Source organism: Aeromicrobium sp. Leaf245 (genome assembly GCF_942548115.1).
Lineage (GTDB): Bacteria > Actinomycetota > Actinomycetes > Propionibacteriales > Nocardioidaceae > Aeromicrobium.
Genome location: NZ_OW824151.1, coordinates 2,133,607 through 2,154,197, shown reverse-complemented (window position 1 = coordinate 2,154,197; position 20,591 = coordinate 2,133,607). Strand labels below are relative to the sequence as shown.

The window sequence follows — 20,591 nt, the reverse complement described above, 5'->3', positions numbered from 1 at the left end:
GGCAACCGGCGGTCCCGCGGATCGCTAGCCTGGGCCCATGGCCCACACCGCCGACACCCATGACGTCATCCGCGTGCAGGGCGCCCGCGAGAACAACCTCCAGGACGTGAGCGTCGACCTGCCCAAGCGTCGGCTCACCGTGTTCACGGGGGTGTCGGGCTCGGGCAAGAGCTCGCTCGTGTTCGGCACGATCGCCGCGGAGTCCCAGCGCCTCATCAACGAGACCTACAGCGCGTTCCTGCAGGGCTTCATGCCGTCGCTCGCGCGGCCCGAGGTGGACCACCTCGAGGGGCTCACGACGGCGATCATCGTCGACCAGGAACGCATGGGCGCCAACCCGCGATCCACCGTCGGCACCGCCACCGACGCCAACGCGATGCTGCGGATCCTGTTCAGCCGCCTCGGCGACCCCTTCGTCGGCCCGCCGACCGCCTTCGCGTTCAACGTGCCCACCCGCACCGCCAGCGGCGTCATGCAGACCGAGAAGGGCGGCCGGGTCGAGAAGCGCGTGGCGCGCAAGGAGGTCTACCTCGGCGGCATGTGCCCACGCTGCGAGGGGATGGGGTCGGTCAACGACTTCGACCTCACGGCCATCTACGACGCCGGCAAGACCCTCGCCGACGGCGCGCTGCTCGTCCCGGGCTACAGCATGGACGGCTGGTACGGCCGCATCTTCGCCGGCGCCGGCCTGCCGATGGACACGCCCGTGGGGGAGTTCACCCAGGACCAGCTGCAGACGCTCCTGCACGGCGAGCCCACCAAGATCAAGGTCGACGGGGTGAACCTCACCTACGAGGGCGTCCTGACCAAGGTCAAGAAGTCGATGCTGAGCAAGGACCTCGAGGCCATGCAGCCGCACGTGCGTCGGTTCGTGGAGCGTGCGGTCACGTTCACGACCTGCCCCGACTGCGACGGCACCCGCCTCACGCCCGAGGCGCTCTCGTCCCGCATCCGGGGCAGGAACATCGCCGACCTCTGCTCCATGCAGGTCAGCGACCTGGCCGAGTGGCTGCGCGAGCTCGACGAGCCGTCGGTCGCACCGCTGCTCAAGGGCCTGCAGCACCTGCTCGACTCCTTCACCGACATCGGCCTGGGCTACCTCTCCCTGGAGCGCCCCGCCGGGACGCTGTCGGGCGGCGAGGCGCAGCGGACCAAGATGATCCGGCACCTCGGGTCGTCGCTGACCGACGTCACCTACGTCTTCGACGAGCCCACCATCGGCCTGCACCCCCACGACATCGAGCGGATGAACCGGCTGCTCGTGCAGCTGCGCGACAAGGGCAACACCGTGCTCGTCGTCGAGCACAAGCCCGAGACGATCGCCATCGCCGACCACGTCGTCGACCTCGGACCCGGAGCCGGCTCCGGCGGAGGGACCATCTGCTTCGAGGGCGACGTCGCCGGACTGCGGGCCAGCGACACCGTGACGGGTCACCACCTCGACGACCGCACCCGGGTCAAGGACACCGTCCGCCGGCCCTCCGGCCACCTGGAGATCCGCGGCGCCGACACCCACAACCTGCAGGGCGTCGACGTCGACGTGCCACTGGGCGTGCTCTGCGCGGTGACCGGCGTGGCCGGCTCGGGCAAGAGCTCGCTCGTGCACGGCTCGATCACCGGGCGTGACGGGGTCGTCGTCATCGACCAGGGCGCCATCAAGGGGTCCCGACGCAGCAACCCCGCCACCTACACGGGCCTGCTCGAGCCGATCCGCAAGGCGTTCGCCAAGGCCAACGGGGTGAAGCCGGCGCTGTTCAGCTCCAACTCCGAGGGCGGCTGCCCCACGTGCAACGGCGCCGGCGTGATCATCACCGAGCTGGGCGTCATGGCGACCGTCGAGTCGCCGTGCGAGGAGTGCGGCGGCCGTCGGTTCCGCGCGGAGGTGCTCGAGCACACCCTCGGGGGCAAGGACATCGCCGAGGTGCACGAGATGTCGATCATCGAGGCGGAGGCGTTCTTCGCCGAGGGGGAGGGGCGCGTCCCCGCTGCCCAGAAGATCCTCGCGCGCCTCGTCGACGTGGGCCTGGGCTACCTGACGCTCGGGCAGCCGCTCTCCACCCTCTCCGGCGGTGAGCGCCAGCGGCTGAAGCTGGCCGCGCAGATGTCGGACGCCGGCGAGGTGTACGTGCTCGACGAGCCCACCACCGGCCTGCACCTCGCCGACGTCGAGAACCTGCTCGGGCTGCTCGACCGGCTCGTCGACGACGGTCGCTCGGTCGTCGTGATCGAGCACCACCAGGCCGTGATGGCCCACGCCGACTGGATCATCGACCTCGGTCCGGGCGCGGGCCACGAGGGCGGCCGCGTGGTCTTCGAGGGAACCCCGGCCGAGCTGGTCGCCGCCCGCGCCGGTCTCACCGGGGAGCACCTGGCCGGCTACGTCGATGCCTGACGGCGCACCCCGAGGGCGGGCCGTCGGCGCGATCGTCCTCGCCGCGCTGTGCTTCGCGACCACCGGGACCGCGCAGGAGCTGGCTGACGTGGCCGGGTCGCCCGTCGCCGTGGGGCTGGCCCGCATCGCCCTGGGCGGCACCCTCCTGGCCCTGGGAGCGACGTGGCTGTCCCGGGGCCGGGCGACCGGCGTCGCTCCACCGTCTCCCGCCGGCGCGAGGATGCCCGCCTGGGTGGTCGTCGCCGTCGGCGCCGGAGGAGTCGTGGCCTACCAGCCCACGTTCTTCGAGGGCACGGCCCGCAACGGCGTCGCCGTGGGCACCGTCGTGGCGCTCGGGTCCGCACCGGTCGTGACGGGCGCGCTCGAGGCGGTGCTGCGCCGTCGCGTGCCCGGCGTCCGGTGGGGCGTGGCGACGACCCTCGGCATCGTGGGCGTGGTGCTGGTGTCGGGCCTCGCGTCGGGGTCGGCGGTCGCGGGCTCCGCGGTGGGGTGGTCCGTCGGAGCCGGCGCCTCCTACGCGCTGTACACGCTCGCGGCGAAGGAGCTGCTCGGCCGCGGCTGGTCGTCGGGCCGGACCATGGGGGTCCTGTTCGGCACGGCCGGCGTCGTCAGCCTCCCCGCCCTCGTGCTGCTGGCCGGTCCATGGCTCTGGAGCGGGCCCGGGCTCCTGCTGGTGCTGTGGCTCGGCGTGGTCACCACCGCGGTCGCGTACCTGCTGTTCGGCTGGGGGCTGGCACGCCTGCCCGCCGCCGACGTCGCCACGCTGACGCTCGCCGAGCCGCTCTGCGCCACGGTGCTGGGTGTCGTCGTGCTGGGGGAGCGGGTCGGCGCCGTCGCGGGCCTCGGCCTCGTCGTGCTGGCGTGCGGCCTCGCGGTGCTCGCCACGGCACGCACCGACCCGTCACGCCCCACCCGGGGCCGGTCCGGTCTCAGAGCGGACGCTTGAGCCCCAGGTGGCTCGCCTCGTATCCGAGGCGCTCGTAGAACCGGCGGGCGTCGACGCGCGACGTGTCGGTCGTCAGCTGGCTCAGCACGGCACCGCGGGCACGTCCGTGCTCGTGCGCCCACTCCAGCAGGGCACCACCGAGCCCTCGGCCGCGCCACGCTGACGCCACCCGCACGGCCTCGATCTGCAGCCGTGTGGCGCCGCCCCGTGACAGCCCGGGGATGACGGTCAGCTGCGCGGTGGCCGCCACCGTGTCGCCGTCGCGCACGACCACGAGCAGCTGGGACGGATCGCGCACCAGGGCGTCGTAGGCGTCCTCGTAGGCGGTCGCGTCGGCCAGCTCGCGTGTCGCGCCGATCGGGTCGTCCGCGAGCAGCGCGAGGATCGCCGGCACGTCGTGCCGCTCGGCCCGTCCCACCTGGAGCAGCGCACCGTCGACCTCCAGCGTCGCCCCGGCGTCGCGCGCAGCGCGGCGGATCTCGTCGACGACCTCGTCCAGCCACCCTCCGACGCTCGCCCGCGCCTGCTCGGTGTCGGGGTAGCGGCACCGCAGGTGCATCCCCGCCTCGTCGAGCACGAACCAGACCATGACGCCGTCGGTGCGCCCGGCCGCGCTCACGTACTGGGCCTCGAGCCCCACGTGGTCGACGTGCACCGGCAGCCGCCGCAGGTCCAGCCACGAGATCGCGAACATCCCCGGCGACTGCGGCATGCCGCCCCAAGGCGCGAACACGTCCTCGAGCGGCCACGAACCGAGTCCGATGGCCTCCTTCACGGCCGCGGCGCACGCCACGGGGTCGGCGTCGGGGGAGTCGAGGACGGCGTTGGTGATGAACCACCCGACCGAGTCGTGCCACGTGTCCTCGTACCGGCTGTGGACCGGGAACACGGCGCGCAGGGGAGCGTCGGCCAGGTCGCGGGTGACCTGGGTCAGGGCCGAGGTCACGAGCGCGAGCGTCGACACGGTACGGGCGCGCGCCCCTCGCGACAGCCAGGCGAGGGCGTCGACGTCGAGCACGTCGCGCAGCTCGACCCGCTCGGGAACCGGTCGCTCCACGTCGCCCAGCGGGAGCGGGAAGCGCGGCATGGTGTCGCCGCACGCCTCGATGACCTCGTTCCATCGCTCGCGCACCGACTGCGGTGCGCGCTCACGCTCGACGAGCGCGGCGGTGTGGTCGGCGAACGGTCGCGCCGGAGCCGCGTCGTCGAGGGTTCCGGCGAGCGCGCGCTGCAGGTCCCGCACGACGACCAGCAACGACCACATGTCGACGTGTGCGTGGTCCGCGGCGACCACGACGGTGGGCCGGTCATGCGACTCGACCACGCACAGCCGGTGCGAGGGCGACGAGAACGGCGTGCAGTGCTCGTCGAGCACCCCGCGGATCGCGTCGCTGAGCCGAGTGCCGGGACCCACCGCGTGCTCCCGCCACCGCCCGGGCCCCAGCTCGACCTCGTGCAGCGTGGGACCCGCGTCGGGCTCGTCGGAGGTGGCGGGGGAGAAGACCGAGCGAAGCGTGCCGTGGCGCCGGACCACCGACAGCCAGGCCGCGGCCAGCGTGTCGCGGTCCACGTCGGGCGGGCGGAAGGTGATCGCCATCCACGACCCGGCGCGGTCGCCCAGGCCCACGTGGCGAGCCTGGTCGAACGAGATCGGCAGCTGCTCGCCGACGGGTCCGACGTCGAGGTCGTAGCCCACGATGCGACCGAACGGCAGCCGGAGGTGGGCCACATGGGTCAGCCGCATGCGGCTCACTCTAGGCCGCTCGAGCCACCGGTCAGGGCAGGGCCGTGTCGGCTCGGTCACACGTGGGGTCGCGCAGGCGCTCGGAGCGTCCCGGTCGTCGTAGCCTGGGCCGTCAGGGGAGCCGAGCACGAGGAGCAGCCACCGTGTCGTCGTTCGCGGTACCAGGGGCCACGCTCGACTTCGACGTGACCGGTGCGGACGGGCCTGCGGTGGTGGCGCTGCACGGCCTCACGTCGAGCCGGCGCCGCGAGGCGGTCCTGGGGCTCGACGTCGCGGGTGGGCTCGAGGGCGTGCGACTCCTTCGCTACGACGCCCGCGGGCACGGTCGGTCCACCGGCCGCGACCGCATCGGCGACTACTGCTGGCCGCACCTGGCCGAGGACCTCCACCTGCTCGTCGAACACGTGTTCGGTGGGGAAGTGGTGCACGGAATCGGGGCCTCCATGGGCACGGGGACGCTCCTGTACGCCGCCCTCGGCGACCCGGCCAGGTTCGCGACCCTCACGCTGATGATCCCACCGACCGGCTGGCGGACCCGCGCGTCGAAGGCGTCGGAGTACGAGTGGGCGGCGCGGCTCGTCGAGTCCAGCGGCGTGGCGGCCTGGATGGCCGCCGGCGCAGGCGCTCCGCAGCCTCCGGCGACCCGCGGGCGTCCCGACACCCTGCCCGACGTGCCACCGAGCCTGCTCCCGACGGTGCTGCGCGGCGCGGCGTCGTCGGACCTGCCGTCCAGGTCGTCCCTGACGACGCTGGACGTCCCGACACTGGTGCTGGCGTGGACGGCCGACCCGGCGCACCCGCTGGAGACCGCCGACGAGCTCGGTGCCGTCCTGCCGCACTGTCGCAGCGTCGTGGCGGAGGATCCGGACGACGTGCGCCGGTGGGCGAGCGAGCTCGCCGACCACGTCGGCGCAGTGGCCCCGACAGGCCCCTCTCGCCCACGCTGACGACGCTCCGATAATGCACATTATGTCAAGTAGTGGAGATCGTGGCACGCCTCACGGCGCCCAGTGCTGTCAGTTGTCAGGAAAGGTGTCATTTTGCCAAGTTGGTTGTCATCTTTTGCCAACTAGTTGTCATGTGCGATTCGCTCTGAGCGTCGACGGCTGATCTCGATCAAGGATCTCGGCATGTCGAGAACATTCCGCACCGACGCTCAGCTGGCCTTGGACGTCGCGGCGCACACCGCCCGCCAGAACGCCGATCGCGGCGCGTGGTCCGATCCCCGAGCCGACGCACACATGCCCGATCCCCCGTTCCCAGATCCGGACAATCCGGTCCTGGACTACTTGGTCCGGACGGCCGAGGCATCCCTACGTCGCGGCGAGAACATTCAACTCACCCTGGTCCACCTGGCTGTGCACGCTTGGTTTGAAGGCGGTGTCGCAGGATACGACCGAGGACGCGGCGACACGGCGCACGACCCAGATAGCGCTTGACGTGGGACCGCCGCTCCCCCATCAAACCCGCCGCTATGGTTGAACCAACGACTCTCGACAGTTCTGTCTTCGACCTTTGCCCCGCATATGACGTGCCGACGATGTGGTGGAACAGCACGCCAGTGCGTGCCAGGCGCACAGGCCCTCGATCCCGACCTGCGCCGCGGTGTACCGCTCGAGCCAGTCGCGAGCCTCGTCGACGCCGGCGGTCTGGGGCACAAGCTGGATCGGCGGCCGCACATCGGCCAAAAGCTCCTTGAGCACGTGCCGGCGATCGCGCAGGATGTGCGCGCGCCGGTCGACGCCATCGCTCTGCAGGACGTCGAACGCCATGAACGTCGCTGGCGGCCGAGACCCGACACGACGGGTGGCGCCGCGTGAGGCGAGCTGGCGCTGCAGCTCGCCGAAGTCGAGCGCCCCATCACCCCACACGACGAGTTCACCGTCCAGGACCGTGCCGGCCGGCAACATCGCGGCCGCCGCGTCCGCGACGTCGGGGAAGCCGCTCGTAATGTCGTGACCGCGTCGCGACTGAATCCGGCACCGCCCGCCCGGGTACCTATCCGGTGTCGGTCGTGGCGCCGCGCTCGGTGGTCGTCTCGGGGTTCAACAGCGCAGCCTCGGGGCGGCGCTCACCCAAGTCCGTAATCGGTCCTTTGCGGCGTTCGGCACCGAAGGGAGTCGGTAACCCGCGCCAGAACCGTTCGAGGTTTCAGGGGCCGAAAGTTTCGGCGCTAGGTTTTCGGACACACCAGTGTCTTCGAATGACCATCGATGCATCGCTAGTTTCCGCTCGAGTCACTGTCGACGGATGAACAATCGCCTAGGATTTGTCCATGCCCACGCCGCTTCGGGAGTCGTACCGAGCCCATCTGCGGAGACGTGCTTTGGAGGCGGCGTACGTCGAGACCGTGGCAAAGGGCTGGGACAAGGTCCGGGTGGGACACATTGCGATCCTGATCGGTGCCCCGCGCGCCATGTTGTACAAGGAGTTCGGCGACAAGCAGGCGCTGGGTGAAGCGCTGGTCCTTCACGAGGCCGACCGTTTCCTTGCGGGGATCAAGAATCTTCTGGCGTCGTACCCGACCGACGCCGCGGGCGGCATCCAGGCGGCGGTTCAGTACACCTTGACCGAGGCGGAGAGGAGCCCGTTGTTGCGGGCAGTCCTCGTCTCACACCGCGATCCGGCGCTGGAGACCAGCGCTCTCGACGCCCGCAAGGGCATGCTGCCCCTCATCACGACCTCAGGGCGTCTGCTCGACGTCGCAAGCGATGCCCTGGCGGCTTGGATGCATCAGCAGTTTCCTCAGCTTGACGTCGTCGACGTCCAGAACGCGACCGACGCCCTCGTCCGACTTGCCGTCAGCCACCTCGCCCTCCCGGGCGCGGATGCCGAGGCCACGGGCCAGCAGATCTCCGAGGTGGCACTTCGGTACCTCGGACTGCGTCGATCGGAGCCCGCCGACGCGCCCCGACGTGTCGACCCCACCGTCACCGTCCGCTGACCAGACATATCCGGCAGGGCCCGGGTATCACCGAACTCCCTGCTCGCGCTGGAACTGACGCGGAGACTTCCCGGTCCATCGCTTGAACGCGTGCGAAAAGTTGGCAAGGTCGCTGTAGCCAAGGTCGCTGGCAATCTCGCTCACCGTCGCCGTTCGCTCCAGCAGACGCAGTACCGCCCGCTCTCGCAGGGAGGTCTCGCGCAGCTCACGGAAGGTGGTTCCCTCACCGGCAAGTCGCCGCTTGAAAGTGCTGGCCGACATCGACAGCTCATCGGCGACCGATCGGCTGCTTCTCAGGACGTCGCCCTCATCCACCAGAAGCCTCACGGTCCGTGAGAACGACAGAGGCCCATTCCGGAGCTCGAGAGCCTTCTCGAGCTCGGCGATCGCGTGCCGGTAGGCGATCGGATCGGAGAACCGACAAACCTCGCTCAGGGTCTCAGCAGGTACCCGGAGGAATGAGATCGGGGCATCGAAAGCCAGCTGGCCACTCAGCACATCCGGATGACCGGCCAGGTCTGCAGGCGCCGACCAAGCCAGGTGCAGCGTGACGGCCGACATGTCACCGACGAGCAGCTTCAGCAGTCGCACGAGTGCCGATCCGCAATAAGTGATCACCAACCGATCCAGGTCCGGATCACCGGTATGTCCGGTGAAACCGACGGTCAGACCGTGATCGGAGTGATGCAGCTGAGGACTGAGAGCGGTCGAAATCAACGGCAGGTAGGTCAGCAGCTCCACGATCTCCGCGACCGAGCCTGCACTGACCAACGGCAGGCTCAGTGGCCCGAAGGTGGTCAATTGAGCCTGCGCCGCGCACGCACGTCCGAGATGGGTGGCTTGGGCGGAGTCAAGTGCCGGATACACCTCTCGAAACCAGCGCAGCGGCGCCTGGACATCGCGTTCGACCATCGTCGACTCGCTGACTCCCTCGCGAGCCATGACGCGGCGAAACCGCGCGACGGCGTCCGGCTCCAGCGCTTCGCCCGCGAGCAGCTGCACGAATGCAAGCGGCGGCACGCACGGCTCGACCATGTTCACCCTCTCGTCTCTTCGTGAGCCGAAATCACAAGGTATTGACTTCGGTGACCATAGCCACCGCTGTCGGACCCGGCAACACTCTTATGAAGTTCATCACGCCCGGGACAGTTCTTCAGGAGACTCACATGGCAGTTGTCACCTTCGTGTCGCACGACGGCGAGAAGTACGAAGCCCCGCTGGAGGAGGGCCAGTCGTTGATGCAGGTCGCGGTCAACGAGGCAATCCCGGGCATCGACGGGGACTGCGGCGGAGAGGCTGCCTGCGGGACCTGTCACGTGGTCGTCGACCCCCAGTGGTCCGAGCAGGTCGGCCTGTCCGGAGCTGAAGAAGAAGCAATGCTCGCGATGAACCCCGAGCGGCAGCCGACTTCCCGGCTCGCGTGCCAGATGTCGGTCTGCCCCTCGTGGGACGGCTTGACCGTCAAACTGCCCGAATTTCAGCTGTGACGACGAGAGAGACGGAAGCCACGCCATGAAGATCTCAGAAGCCATCTCCACCAGGGTCCAGTCGACCATCCCGGTCGACCGCCAGATCCAGGGTGCGCACCTCTACGACAAGACCCGCCGTTGGGTGACCGGCACGAACGGCCAGAAGATGTTCGTCGAGGAGCCGATCCCCCCGGTGGAGGACGTGGAGCTGACCGACATCGACGTCAGCAACCCGTTCATGTACCGCCAGGGACGCTGGCTCTCCTACTTCGAGCGGCTGCGCAAGGAGGCTCCGGTTCACTACCAGGCGAACAGCCCGTTCGGACCGTTCTGGTCCGTCACCCGCCACGCCGACATCGTGGCTGTCGACAAGAACCACGACGCCTTCTCCGCCGAGCCGTTCATCATCATCGGCACGCCGCCGCGTTTTCTCGACGTCGAGATGTTCATCGCGATGGACCCTCCCCGACACGACCTCCAGCGAGCAGCTGTCCAAGGTGTCGTCGCCCCGAAGAATCTTCGCGAGATGGAGGGGCTCATCCGATCACGCGTCCAGGAGGTCCTTGACGAGTTGCCCGTGGACCAACCGTTCGACTGGGTCAGCAACGTCTCGGTCGAGCTCACCGCGCGGATGCTTGCCACGCTGCTGGACTTTCCCTACGAGCAGCGCCACAAGCTGGTCGAATGGTCAGACCTCGCGTCCTCGATGGAGCAGGCCAACGGTGGCCCCTCCGACAACGACAAGGTGTTTCGCGGCATGCGGGACGCGGCGCTCGGTTTGAGCGCCCTCTGGCGCGACAAGGCCGCGCGGACTGCCGCTGGCGAAGCTCCCGGCTTCGACCTGATCACGATGCTGCAGAGCAACGAGGACACCAAGGACCTGATCGATCGCCCAATGGAATTCCTTGGCAACCTCACGCTGCTGATCGTCGGCGGCAACGACACCACCCGGAACTCGATGAGCGGAGGAGTCCTGGCGCTCAACCGATTCCCCGACCAGTTCGAGAAGCTGAAGGCGAATCCCGACCTGATTCCCAACATGGTCTCGGAGATCATCCGCTGGCAGACCCCGCTCGCGTACATGCGCCGTATCGCCAAGAAGGACGTCGTGCTCAACGGCCAGTTCATCCGCAAGGGCGACAAGGTCGTCATGTGGTACGCCTCCGGAAACCGCGACGAGGCGCTGTTCGACCGCGCCGACGACCTGATCATCGACCGAGCCAACGCGCGCAACCACATCTCGTTCGGCTTCGGCGTCCACCGCTGCATGGGGAACCGGTTGGCCGAGCTGCAGCTGAAGATCCTCTGGGAGGAGCTGCTGCCGCGCTTCGAGAACATCCAGGTCGTCGGCGAACCGGAATATGTGCAGTCGAACTTCGTGCGAGGCATCAGCAAGCTGATGGTCCAGCTCACACCGAAGACCAGCACATGACACTGCCCCGAGCGGTGATCGTCGGGGCGAGCCACGCCGGAGCACAGCTCGCGGCCAGTCTGCGCCAGGAGAAGTGGGACGGAGAGATCATCCTCATCGGCAACGAGTCGGCGTTGCCCTACCAACGACCCCCATTGTCGAAGGCCTACCTCTCCGGCAGGAGCACGCTCGAAGACCTAGCGATCCGAAGCTCCGAGTTCTACGCCAAGCAGGACATCAAGCTGATGGACGTCACGGTCGAGGCGATCGACCGTTCGGCGGGACAGCTTGGGCTGAGCAACGGGCAGACCCTGACCTTCGACAAGCTCGCGCTGTGCCTCGGCGCTCGCGCCCGGCGACTTCCGGCGCCAGGGGCCGATCTGGCGGGAGTCTTCTACCTGCGCACAGCCGCCGATGTCGAACTGATCCGGGACGCCGCCACCACTGCCCGTCGCGCAGTCATCGTCGGAGGCGGCTACATCGGACTCGAGACGGCCGCCTCGCTTCGGACCCTCGGTCTGGAGGTGACCGTCTTGGAGGCCACCGAGCGGGTCCTCGAGCGCGTCACGGCGCCCGCAGTCTCGGCGTTCTTCGATCGCATCCACCGCGAAGAGGGGGTCACCATCCGGACCGGAGCTCTCGTCCACGCACTCGCCGGCGACGTCCAGGTCCGCGAGGTGGTCCTGTCCACGGGCGAATCGATCCCCGCCGACCTGGTCATCGTCGGAATCGGTGTCGAACCGAACGTCGAGCTTGCCGCAGCAGCAGGCCTGACCGTGGACAACGGCATCCTGATCGACTCGCAAGCACGCACGAGCGATCCGGACATCGTGGCCGCTGGCGACTGCGCCAGCGGCGACATTGCCCGATACGGCCGCCGGATTCGTCTGGAGTCAGTGTCGAGCGCGGGCGAGCAGGCCAAGGTGGCCGCGGCGACGATGTGCGGCAAATCCAAGGAGATCGCCGCTCTGCCATGGTTCTGGTCGGATCAGTACGATCTCAAGCTCCAGATCGCCGGCCTCAACACTGGGTATGACGAGGTGATCCTGAGCGGCGACCCGGCGTGCGACCGCGACTTCGCCTGCTTCTACCTGCGCGAGGGCGAGCTCATCGCCGCCGACTGCGTCAACCGGCCGCGCGACTTCATGTTCAGCAAACGAGCCATCACTCAGCGAACTCCCGTGCATCGGGAGGAGCTCCTCGGCCTGTCCGTCGGTTGAGGTGGCGCCCCGACGTTCAGCGGCCAGACGCCCGCCAAAGGGCTTCACACGGGGCGCCGACCTCGCACGAGATCCTCGATCATGGTCGTCAGGATGTTCGTCAAGCGGCGGGTCCCGATTTGCACGACTTCCGGCCCGGATCCGCGCCTGCGAAGGTTGTCCAACCCCAGAGGCTGACCGACGTCGATCGTGACCACGGGCCGCTTGAGAAGCCGCGGCCGTCGACTGTATGCCGGGAGGACTTGCTGAGCTCCGAGCTGCGCCACCGGAATCAGCGGTGCACCTGACTCGAGCGCGAGTCGCACGGCTCCCGACTTCAGCCCCATCAGACGGCCGTCGTTGTTCTTGGTGATCGACCCCTCCGGGTACACCACGACGAGAGTGCCCGCGCGAAGCGCCTCCAGGGCGGCATCGAATCCGCCGCGACCATGGTCGCGGTCTACCTGGACGTGCCCGGCGGCTCGGAACCACCGACCCACGATCGCGCTGTCGAACAAGCTGCTCTTGGCCAGGAAAGCCGGAGTCCGTCCCGTGGCGAGCACCGCTTCAGCCACGAGCAACGGATCGAGTTCCGAGACGTGATTGACGGCGAGCACCACGCCTCCCTCTTGGGGGATGTTGTCGAGGCCGCGCCAGTCCCGACGACGCACCACCAGTAGCACGGGCTTACAGACCAGGAACGCGGTCCACCACGCTGCACCCCACCGCGGAGGGAACCGTGGACCGAACGATCGAGTCACCACAGCCCGGCCGGCGTTAATCGACTTCTCCGTCAGGCCGCTGCCCGCCTGAGGCGAAGTGACCAGCACCGACCACCACGAAGGTCGCCGTGGCCGAACCCGCCATACGTCCAACGTTGTCCCACGCTTCAGCGTGCAGGAGAAGCCGTCGACCGTTCCGCTCTCTCAACTGCGCGCGGAACGTGTACGGGTGGTGGAGACGGAAAGGCGCCTGGTACTCGACCGTGATGCTGCGGGTGACTGCAAGTGCACCGACGGTGTAGAGGGTGAAGCCGAACAGGTCGTCGAAAGCGAGCGCGACAGCGCCTCCGTGGGCGATGCCAGGTGCACCGACGTGAGCGTCAGAAAAGCTGTGGACCGCCTCAACCCCGTCCGCCGTGCGCACCACCTGCAGGCCGAGACCTGCAGGATTGGCTGGTCCGCACCCGACGCATTCCTGCGAATGAGGAGGCAGCGTCTGGCCGATAGCCACGGCCTCCTGAGCTGCGAGATGGGATGTCCACTGCGCGAAGAGCTCCGCGTCCGCTCTTCGGATCTCAGCGTCGCTACTCAGGGTCGGGTCACTGCCACCAGGGCGCCGCACGTCCATCTCGCCTGTCACCTCAACACTCAACGATCCGCAGCCGCCAAGGATTCGGCGGCCGCTTCCAGTGACTCGACCACCTTCGCCTCGAGGTCGGGCAAGGCGCTGGCTGCCTCGGCGACCGCCTCGGCGCGAGCTCGGGTGTCGACGTCGCGCTGCACTGCGGCGCGCGCAGTCTGCGTCCACGCCTGCGCGCACCGGCTGGCCGCTTCGGCAAGGTCAGCGGTTGCAGCGTCTCCGGTCAATCGGGCGACGTCCTCACAACCGTCGGCGAGCAAGCGGCGGAACAGTCCGCCCCCGGTCCCGGCCTTCTCGACGAACGCGCTCAGGCTGAACAGCAGCACCTCGAGCTCGTCGGCCGGAAGGTCGACCCAGGTCTGCACATCGGAGGCCAGCAGCGCCACCCCGGCGAGGCCTTCGGCGCCGTGGCCTGCCGCCGCGAGATCGATGATCCCCGGACCCGACGGGTGGCTCATCCGCGATGCGGACTGCTGGAACGCTTCGGCCGCGACCTCCGAAAGCTCGGGCAGCACTTCAGGCCAAGTGATCCGGTACGTGCAGTGGCGCGTCGGCTCAGGGAAGGACTTCGACGACCGCGCACGCGCCAGGGCCTCGAGTGGGACTTCTTGAACGTCGGCCCGGTCGTTGTCCACCACATACGCCACGCGCTGGCGTTCGTCGTAGCCGATCACCACGATGTCGTGACGGCTCATCTGGAGCTTGACCCGCAGGTACGGGAGCTCGGCAATGTCACCCCAGACAAGACTGGGACGGCCGGCGTCGACCTCGTCGCGGACCCACGTCCATCCCTCCTCGGGATCGTCCGTCGTCAGGACCTTGACCTTCCCTCCCAGGCGCACGGGGAGATCGACCTCGAAGTCTGAGCCCCGACCCACCAGGTAGACCGGAGGCATCAGGCCACTCGATCGCACGTACGACAAACCCAGAGCACCGCCGAGCGCAAAGACCAGGCCCTCGCGTGGCGGGCCCTCCCATCCCAGCCCGTTCCAGTGCAGCAGGTCGCGCAGAGCACCAGAGCCACAGTGGCCGCCCATCTGGTGGGGGTAGTCCTGGATGAGCGCGGTGTCTGACATGTGACGTCCTTTGGCAGATCTCGGTAGGTCAGGGGCAGAAGGAGGCGGCTCAGGCTTCGCGGCGAAGAGGTGCCGCGGGCCTCACATTCAGCTGAGCCGCGGACTGGGCATGACGGATGGGGTGGCGGGGTCCTTGCGCCGAGTGACCCGGCGGCGGTCGTGGCCGAGCAACCCGGCAGCGGTCGTGCTCATCGGCGATCTGCCGGCGAGTCAAGAGGACGTGAACTGTCATCGGACGACGCGCTCGTGGCTGGAGGATCGGTGAACTCATCCGTCACGCGCTCCGCGGAGGCGACCATCAGCGACCCGTAGGAACGACGAAGCTCCGTCAGGATGTCGGTCAGCGGCAGGTCGTCGAAGACGCCGCGATCCTGGACGTACTCCATGTGCTGGGTTCCATCGGCGGTGAAGGCGTGCATCAGCGCGTCGTGCTCGCCGTCGAACTCGACCGGGGGAACTCCGAATCGGGCGCACAGCTCGGTGTTGAACGCCGGCGTCGCCTTGACCCACCTGCCGTCGATGAACAGTGAACTGTAACCGTGATAGACGAACAAGTCCGACCCGCTCATGAGGCTGCGCAGCGAGTCAGTCTGCAGATGATTACGGACGTCGGCGAAGCCAAGCCGAGCCGGGATCCCGGCGGCCCGGCACACCGCGGTCAGCAGCACCGCCTTCGGAACGCAATAGGCACGCCCTGCTTCTAGGACGAAGCTCGCTCGGTAGTGAGCAGGGTCTTCCGACGCCGAGTAGGGGTCGTACCAAATCTGATCGCGGACTGCGGTGAAGAGGCGAACCGACTTCTCACGGTCGGTTCTCGCGCCCTCGATCGAAGCTGCAGTGAACTCGCGGACAGCTGCGTGCTCGATATCGAGGAACTCCGTCGCGTCGAGAAAGGCTGCCGGCGACTGACTCATCTGTGTTCCGCACTGCTCATGGGCCCGACGGCCGTGACGGATGAGTACGTGACCGAGGCCAGGTCATCGTCGCGCAAGCCTCGTCGACGGACAGGAGCAACGCGAACGCCGCTCACCGACGGGAGGCTCGGCATCAGGTGTCCTTTCGCCGCGGTCCAGGTCGCTGCTGCCACTCGCCCCCGGACGTCTAGCTTCCGAGAGGACAGGTCGCACCAACACGAGATTGGGTTTGACAGTGCGATGCCCAGTTGTCTGCACATCAGCACACCCTTGCCATGGTGTGACAACTTACAGTTTTTGTCAACGAAGCGACATAGCTTTGATTCTGTTCCGGTCGCAGCGGCCCGCGCCAGCGCTCCGCACAACGCGAACCGCCGCGCGTACGGCCCGCTCTCCTCTCCGCGCATGTCGGAAGACCGCGCTCGCGTCACGCTCTGGGGCAGGGCGCGTCGCAAACGGCCATGCGATCGATCGTTTCATCGGCGTCAAGGGCATCGAGTAAGCGGTGCCCCCTGCTGGGACTAGCGCGCAGCGACGCCCAGGAGCCATCGCGAGGGCTCAGGACGCGAACTATGCCGCCAAACGCGGCACCAGTCACCGGGTCCTTCATCTGCTAGACCTGACCGTTATGGAGTTGCAGATGTTGGAGGCTCGCGTCGGTGCCATCGTTGAAGCCGTAATCGCGGGCCGACAAGTCGAAGACGACCGCATCGAACTCAAGGCCCTATGGCCATCCGCTAATCATGATGTTGCTCGCCGTATCGCCGGCCACGCGAACGCTGCTGGCGGTGAATCGATTCTCTGGGTCATCGGCCTCGACGAGCGTCGTCGGCGCATCGGAAGTACCTCGGGCGTCGAACCGGCGAACTGGTGGAATGCGGTTCGAAAGCACTTTGACGGTCCATCTCCCGAGCCGACGTGGTTGCGGGTACTGGTGTCTGGCAACGCCGACGTGATGGCTCTCCAGTTCACTACCGAACGCGCTCCCTATGTTGTGAATGTCGCCAAGCCGGGGCAGGTTCATCGAGAGGTCCCGTGGCGTTCGAGTACTTCAAGTGTCGCAGTCAGCGGTCCGGGAGAACTCCGTCTTCGCGGGGAACACGTACTTGACCCCGGTGAGGGGGACCCTCTCCTTCGAGCACGGAAGATCGATCTCAATCTTCAGCTTCCTATCGACGCCAGTGCCCGAGCATCTCGGCTAGACAGCCGCCTGTCCGTCGAACCGCCTCGCGAGTTCAGCGAACGCGACATTCCCGACCAGCATGACGAGTGGCACCTCGCTAGGCGATTCACGGTTGGATCAGCGCCTCAATGGTGGTCGTAACCCAACCCTCCGTCTGGACGCGCCCAGACGCGACAAATTAAGTGACAAACTTGACCCAGACCCGCTGGTCCAGCGATCCGTGACAACCAATCTGACAATCGCGGAGTCGGGGTCTAGACGTCACTGCGGGGAACTCGGACGACAGAACCCTGGCAAAAGTGACAACCCATCTGTCAACTGTCAAGTGCGCTCCTCCACTCCCGGGCGCACCCGAACCACCCAGCGAAGCCGTGCTCGCTCCGTCCAGGCGAGCCGAGGGACGATCCGGCCTCTAGAGTCGCACGATGTTCAGGGACAACGATCACCGTCGCGTTGCTGTCGCTCGCCCTCGCCGGCTGCACCGGGTCGAACGACCCGAGTGAGAGCTCCACCAACCAGCCCGCAGACGATGCGGTCGACCTGCGGTTCGCCTACTCCGGCGTCTCCGACGAGGGAACGATCGACCAGACGCTCACGATCACCAACACGTCCAGGACCCTCTCCGCAGCTCCGACCCTGTCCTTCGTGGCACTTGACTCGGACTCGGAGCCGATGACCGATGTCTCGGTGACCACGGTGTTCGGAAGCGATCGAGGTCTGGTCGTCGCGCCGGCGAACTACGAGGTGCTCGACATCCTGCGTTTCGAGGGCCCCGGGTCCGGCGACGTGGAGGACGTCGAGGTCACGGTCGAAGGGATGCGCACCGCCGAGGACGCCGGGACGGCCTATCCCGAGGTCGACTTCCTGGATGCCCAGGGAGAGCCGGTCGACCGTCCGTACGAGGCTCGCACGGCCAGGGTGAGCAATCCCGGCAGAAGCGACTACGTGGTCCGCCTCGTGGGGATCACCTGGAACCGCCCCGCCGAGGGGGAGTCGCAACAAGCTCTCACGGTCTCCCCTGTCGGCGAGCCGACACGTCTAGCGGCTCGCAGCGAGGCCGACGTGCGTCTCGCACCGACGGACGTGGCGACGTACGACAGCGTGAAGGTCTTCATCGCCGTGGAGCAGCGCGCCTCGACCTCGGCCGAGGACGCCTGAGTCGACTCCCGCGGCGACGACACCCGACGCCTCGTCTCCCCCGCGCTCGTGGCGATCCTGCGCCGCTATCCCCCGGCGCCGACGGGTCGCACTCCGGTCGCCCGACTCATGACCCGCCTCGACGTGAGCCTGAGAAGCGCGGACGGGTAGCTCCACTCCCCCCGATGCTTTTGGCACCGAGGCGAACGCGGCGAAACTCGGTGTCGGACGTCGAATCTATGTTCGTTACATGACCTCGACGGACTCTCTCCTCGGCCTCGCGACGGATGCGTCGCGGGTGCTGTGGCGGGCCGAGGCTGCGCAGGCTGCGACGGTGCTGGCGTTCGTGGAGGGTCGTCGGTCCGACGCGGTCGCGGCCGGGCGGAGCGCTGCTTCGGCCGAGGACGCCCGCCAGGTCGCGATCCTGGAGGTCGCGGTCGAGCTCGAGGTCGCGTCGGGATTCGTCGCGCACCTGGTCGCGACGACCAGGACCCTCACGGCGGACCTGCCGACGGTGTGGGCCGCCCACAGCGACGGTGAGCTCGATCGGGCGAAGGCCCGCGCGATCGCCTCGGCCCGGTGGCGCCTGCACGAGGTCGCGTCGGTGGAGCTGCTCGACGAGTCCGTGGTCCCCTACGCCACGACCCACACGCTGTCCCAGCTCAAGGGCTGGCTGCGCCGGTTCGTGGCACGGGTCGAGGCCGAGAACGTTGCACGGCGCCGCCGCGAGGCGACCGCCCAGCGCCACGTGACCATCACGGCGATGGACGACGGGATGAGCCTGCTCCAGGCGTTCATCCCGACCCACGACGCCCTGCTGATCGAGCGCAAGCTGTCCCTGGCCGCCAAAGCGCAACGTGCCGACGACCCCGACGACGACCGACGGTTGTCCCAGGCCCGCGCCGACGTCCTGACCGACCGGCTCCTGGGTCGCACCGCGGACGCCCCCGGCCGGGGCCGGTTCCACGTCGGGATCACCGTCTCCCTGGCCACCCTGCTGGGCCTGGACGACGAACCCGCCGTCACCGGCGACGGCCAGCACGCCATCGACCCCACACTGGTCCGCGAGCTCGCCACGCAGCCCGGCACGCTGTTCAGTCGCCTCCTGACCGACGAGGCCGGCGGCATCCTCGACGTCACCGAGCTCGGCCGCTTCCCCACCGCCCCACTCCGCCGCGCCCTCGAGCTCGTCGACGGCGTCTGCGACATCCCCACCTGCGACAAACCAGCAGAAGCGTGCGACCTCGACCACCAGCAACCCTTCGACCCCGACCACCCAGACCGCGGACCCACCACCGCAGGCAACCTCCACCCACGATGTCGCCCCCACCACGGACTCAAGACCCGCGGAGCACTCCCCGTCGACCACGACGAGGACGGCACCACCCGATGGCACCTGCCCACACGCGCCGTGCCCGGACGCACCGCCTTCACCCGCGCCTGGACGAGGAGGACCGAACCCGTCGTCGTGCTCGCCGAGCACTACCCAGCCACGGGGGCCTTCGAGTACGTCGCCGCCTGACGAGGCGTCTACAGCCGACGTCAGCGCCGATGCCGACCGACGCCGCGCCGCGCCTCGGGACGTGCCGGAGGACCCTCCCCCGGCGACGCCGCGTCCACGACTGCTGGGTGAGCCGTCAGCACGTGGTGCCGAAGGACCGCGACGTCGCTCTCGTCGCACTCCAGGCGCAGCACCAGGACGCCCTCGTCACCCTCGAGCCAGCACAGCTCGACCTCGGGGGCCCGCACGAGCAGTCGCGTCGACACGCACAGGCTCGCCCCGGAGTCCGCAGGCATGTCGAAGGTCAGGACGGGCACGACGACCTCCTCGCGACCCCCGATCGATGTCATCACCCCCAACGAGCGCGCAACCCCGGAGGTCACGACCCGACGGCTCGACTCCCTGACCTGGAACATCCTCCCGGTCCCGGCGACGCCGCACCCACACCGCGATGTGACGGGGGTCACGATAGGCTCGACCCACACCGACCGAGGCGTCTCGGGGGACGTCCGCACCGAGCGGGCTACGAGTCTGTCGGGTCGGCCGGGGGGACCACGTGCTCACAGACATCTTCCTGCCCGAGGTCATGGGCACCGCCACGCTCCTGCTGCTCGGCTGCGGCGTCGTCGCGAACGTCGCGCTGGCCAAGACGAACGGCAACGCCGGCGGCTTCCTGATGGTCAGCTTCGGCTGGGGCCTGGCGGTGTTCGCCGGCGTCTACGTCGCCTACAAGTCCGGCGCGCACATCAACCCCGCCGTGACACTGGGTCTCGTCGCGTCCGGCGACGACCTCGGCGGCAACACCGCCGTCAAGGTGCTGGTGTACCTCGCCGCCCAGCTGCTCGGCGCCTTCCTCGGCGCCACGCTGTGCTGGCTGGCCTACCGCGACCAGTTCGACGCCCCGGAGAGCGATCCGGACGACAAGCTCGGCGTCTTCTGCACCGCACCGCAGATCGCGCGCACGTCCTCCAACCTCATCACCGAGATCATCGGCACCTTCGTCCTCGTGTTCGTGATCATCGCGTTCGGCAAGACGCCCACCGAGCTCGGCCCCCTGGCCGTCGCGCTGCTCGTCGTCAGCATCGGCGCCAGCCTCGGCGGTCCCACGGGCTACGCCATCAACCCGGCGCGCGACCTGGGCCCACGCATCGCCCACTTCGTGCTGCCGATCAAGGACAAGCGCGACAGCAACTGGTCCTACTCCTGGATCCCTGTCGTCGGACCCGCCATCGGTGGCATCCTCGGAGGCCTCCTGGCCGCCGCCGCGAACTACGTCTGACCCGCACCCCGACCCCACACAGAATCGAGATTCG

The 20,591-nt window shown here is 68.4% G+C and carries 17 protein-coding genes and 1 pseudogene; 10 read left to right on the top strand and 8 right to left on the bottom strand.

Annotated features, from left to right (window positions below; translation table 11 throughout):
* Positions 1–37: 37 nt before the first annotated feature.
* On the top strand, positions 38–2,392 hold the full coding sequence (locus NBW76_RS10660) for an excinuclease ABC subunit UvrA (RefSeq protein ID WP_056554677.1): 2,355 nt from the start codon (positions 38–40) through the stop codon (positions 2,390–2,392).
* Positions 2,385–3,338, top strand: coding sequence for a DMT family transporter (locus tag NBW76_RS10655; RefSeq protein WP_055968279.1), 954 nt, complete (start codon positions 2,385–2,387; stop codon positions 3,336–3,338). Before NBW76_RS10660 ends, NBW76_RS10655 begins: the two co-directional genes overlap by 8 nt.
* On the opposite strand, the gene NBW76_RS10650 is transcribed toward NBW76_RS10655, so the two are convergent.
* Positions 3,322–5,082, bottom strand: a complete 1,761-nt coding sequence (locus tag NBW76_RS10650) for a GNAT family N-acetyltransferase (protein WP_056554680.1) — start codon at positions 5,080–5,082, stop codon at positions 3,322–3,324. The two genes, NBW76_RS10655 and NBW76_RS10650, sit on opposite strands and share 17 nt — an antisense overlap.
* Before the next feature lie 143 nt (positions 5,083–5,225).
* On the opposite strand from NBW76_RS10650, the gene NBW76_RS10645 reads away from it, so the two are divergent.
* Entirely contained in the window at positions 5,226–6,029 is an 804-nt protein-coding gene (locus NBW76_RS10645; RefSeq protein WP_056554683.1) for an alpha/beta fold hydrolase, read from the top strand.
* 525 nt (positions 6,030–6,554) lie between these two features.
* Here NBW76_RS10645 and NBW76_RS10640 read toward each other — a convergent pair.
* Positions 6,555–7,061: pseudogene (locus tag NBW76_RS10640) on the bottom strand (hypothetical protein); the annotation flags it as partial.
* Positions 7,062–7,357: 296 nt separating this feature from the next.
* On the opposite strand from NBW76_RS10640, the gene NBW76_RS10635 reads away from it, so the two are divergent.
* Positions 7,358–8,026 carry a TetR/AcrR family transcriptional regulator gene (locus tag NBW76_RS10635; RefSeq protein WP_055968287.1) on the top strand — a complete coding sequence of 223 codons (669 nt, stop codon included), beginning with the start codon at positions 7,358–7,360 and terminating at the stop codon, positions 8,024–8,026.
* A gap of 27 nt (positions 8,027–8,053) precedes the next feature.
* Here the strand turns inward: NBW76_RS10635 and NBW76_RS10630 are convergent, their stop codons facing one another.
* Complete coding sequence (locus NBW76_RS10630) at positions 8,054–9,061, bottom strand: AraC family transcriptional regulator (RefSeq protein WP_055968289.1); 1,008 nt, start codon at positions 9,059–9,061, stop codon at positions 8,054–8,056.
* Between the two features lie 89 nt (positions 9,062–9,150).
* On the opposite strand from NBW76_RS10630, the gene NBW76_RS10625 reads away from it, so the two are divergent.
* Genes NBW76_RS10625 through NBW76_RS10615 form a run of 3 tightly spaced genes read left to right on the top strand, consistent with a single transcriptional unit; the run spans position 9,151 to position 12,126 of the window.
* On the top strand, positions 9,151–9,513 hold the full coding sequence (locus tag NBW76_RS10625; protein ID WP_250246797.1) for a 2Fe-2S iron-sulfur cluster-binding protein: 363 nt from the start codon (positions 9,151–9,153) through the stop codon (positions 9,511–9,513).
* Between the two features lie 25 nt (positions 9,514–9,538).
* On the top strand, positions 9,539–10,927 hold the full coding sequence (locus NBW76_RS10620) for a cytochrome P450 (protein WP_055968293.1): 1,389 nt from the start codon (positions 9,539–9,541) through the stop codon (positions 10,925–10,927).
* A complete protein-coding gene (locus NBW76_RS10615) occupies positions 10,924–12,126 on the top strand; it encodes an NAD(P)/FAD-dependent oxidoreductase (protein WP_055968294.1) in 1,203 nt (400 codons plus the stop codon). The genes NBW76_RS10620 and NBW76_RS10615 overlap by 4 nt, the downstream gene beginning before the upstream one ends.
* 44 nt (positions 12,127–12,170) lie before the next feature.
* On the opposite strand, the gene NBW76_RS10610 is transcribed toward NBW76_RS10615, so the two are convergent.
* The 4 genes from NBW76_RS10610 to NBW76_RS10595 all read right to left on the bottom strand — a co-directional run bounded on the left by NBW76_RS10610 (position 12,171) and on the right by NBW76_RS10595 (position 15,457).
* Positions 12,171–12,776 (bottom strand): 1-acyl-sn-glycerol-3-phosphate acyltransferase, encoded by a 606-nt coding sequence (locus NBW76_RS10610; protein WP_256468967.1) that lies wholly within the window; start codon positions 12,774–12,776, stop codon positions 12,171–12,173.
* Positions 12,777–12,882: 106 nt separating this feature from the next.
* Positions 12,883–13,338 carry a PaaI family thioesterase gene (locus NBW76_RS10605; protein ID WP_055968624.1) on the bottom strand — a complete coding sequence of 152 codons (456 nt, stop codon included), beginning with the start codon at positions 13,336–13,338 and terminating at the stop codon, positions 12,883–12,885.
* Positions 13,339–13,475: 137 nt separating this feature from the next.
* Complete coding sequence (locus tag NBW76_RS10600) at positions 13,476–14,543, bottom strand: BtrH N-terminal domain-containing protein (protein WP_055968297.1); 1,068 nt, start codon at positions 14,541–14,543, stop codon at positions 13,476–13,478.
* A gap of 188 nt (positions 14,544–14,731) precedes the next feature.
* The gene (locus tag NBW76_RS10595) at positions 14,732–15,457 is read right to left on the bottom strand and encodes a transglutaminase family protein (RefSeq protein ID WP_055968299.1); all 726 of its coding nucleotides are present in this window, start codon (positions 15,455–15,457) and stop codon (positions 14,732–14,734) included.
* A gap of 1,636 nt (positions 15,458–17,093) precedes the next feature.
* Between NBW76_RS10595 and NBW76_RS10590 the strand changes: the two genes are divergently transcribed.
* Together NBW76_RS10590 and NBW76_RS10585 are read left to right on the top strand one after the other, a co-directional pair.
* Positions 17,094–17,798, top strand: a complete 705-nt coding sequence (locus NBW76_RS10590; RefSeq protein ID WP_056554688.1) for a hypothetical protein — start codon at positions 17,094–17,096, stop codon at positions 17,796–17,798.
* Between the two features lie 229 nt (positions 17,799–18,027).
* Complete coding sequence (locus NBW76_RS10585; protein ID WP_055968303.1) at positions 18,028–19,299, top strand: HNH endonuclease signature motif containing protein; 1,272 nt, start codon at positions 18,028–18,030, stop codon at positions 19,297–19,299.
* Between the two features lie 20 nt (positions 19,300–19,319).
* Here NBW76_RS10585 and NBW76_RS10580 read toward each other — a convergent pair whose 3' ends face one another.
* Positions 19,320–19,595 carry a hypothetical protein gene (locus NBW76_RS10580; protein WP_156364793.1) on the bottom strand — a complete coding sequence of 92 codons (276 nt, stop codon included), beginning with the start codon at positions 19,593–19,595 and terminating at the stop codon, positions 19,320–19,322.
* Positions 19,596–19,834: 239 nt separating this feature from the next.
* Here NBW76_RS10580 and NBW76_RS10575 point away from each other — a divergent pair, with 239 nt between their 5' ends.
* The gene (locus NBW76_RS10575; protein ID WP_255353967.1) at positions 19,835–20,557 is read left to right on the top strand and encodes an MIP/aquaporin family protein; all 723 of its coding nucleotides are present in this window, start codon (positions 19,835–19,837) and stop codon (positions 20,555–20,557) included.
* Positions 20,558–20,591: the final 34 nt, after the last annotated feature.

What these genes read in the sequence shown, in the direction of transcription:
- NBW76_RS10635 (WP_055968287.1), top strand. Translation starts at nt 7,358, where the DNA reads ATGCCCACGCCGCTTCGGGAGTCGTACCGAGCCCATCTGCGGAGACGT.
- NBW76_RS10600 (WP_055968297.1), bottom strand. Translation starts at nt 14,543, where the DNA reads ATGTCAGACACCGCGCTCATCCAGGACTACCCCCACCAGATGGGCGGC.
- NBW76_RS10630 (WP_055968289.1), bottom strand. Translation starts at nt 9,061, where the DNA reads ATGGTCGAGCCGTGCGTGCCGCCGCTTGCATTCGTGCAGCTGCTCGCG.
- NBW76_RS10585 (WP_055968303.1), top strand. Translation starts at nt 18,028, where the DNA reads ATGACCTCGACGGACTCTCTCCTCGGCCTCGCGACGGATGCGTCGCGG.
- NBW76_RS10650 (WP_056554680.1), bottom strand. Translation starts at nt 5,082, where the DNA reads ATGCGGCTGACCCATGTGGCCCACCTCCGGCTGCCGTTCGGTCGCATC.
- NBW76_RS10660 (WP_056554677.1), top strand. Translation starts at nt 38, where the DNA reads ATGGCCCACACCGCCGACACCCATGACGTCATCCGCGTGCAGGGCGCC.
- NBW76_RS10625 (WP_250246797.1), top strand. Translation starts at nt 9,151, where the DNA reads ATGAAGTTCATCACGCCCGGGACAGTTCTTCAGGAGACTCACATGGCA.
- NBW76_RS10615 (WP_055968294.1), top strand. Translation starts at nt 10,924, where the DNA reads ATGACACTGCCCCGAGCGGTGATCGTCGGGGCGAGCCACGCCGGAGCA.
- NBW76_RS10595 (WP_055968299.1), bottom strand. Translation starts at nt 15,457, where the DNA reads ATGAGTCAGTCGCCGGCAGCCTTTCTCGACGCGACGGAGTTCCTCGAT.
- NBW76_RS10655 (WP_055968279.1), top strand. Translation starts at nt 2,385, where the DNA reads ATGCCTGACGGCGCACCCCGAGGGCGGGCCGTCGGCGCGATCGTCCTC.
- NBW76_RS10620 (WP_055968293.1), top strand. Translation starts at nt 9,539, where the DNA reads ATGAAGATCTCAGAAGCCATCTCCACCAGGGTCCAGTCGACCATCCCG.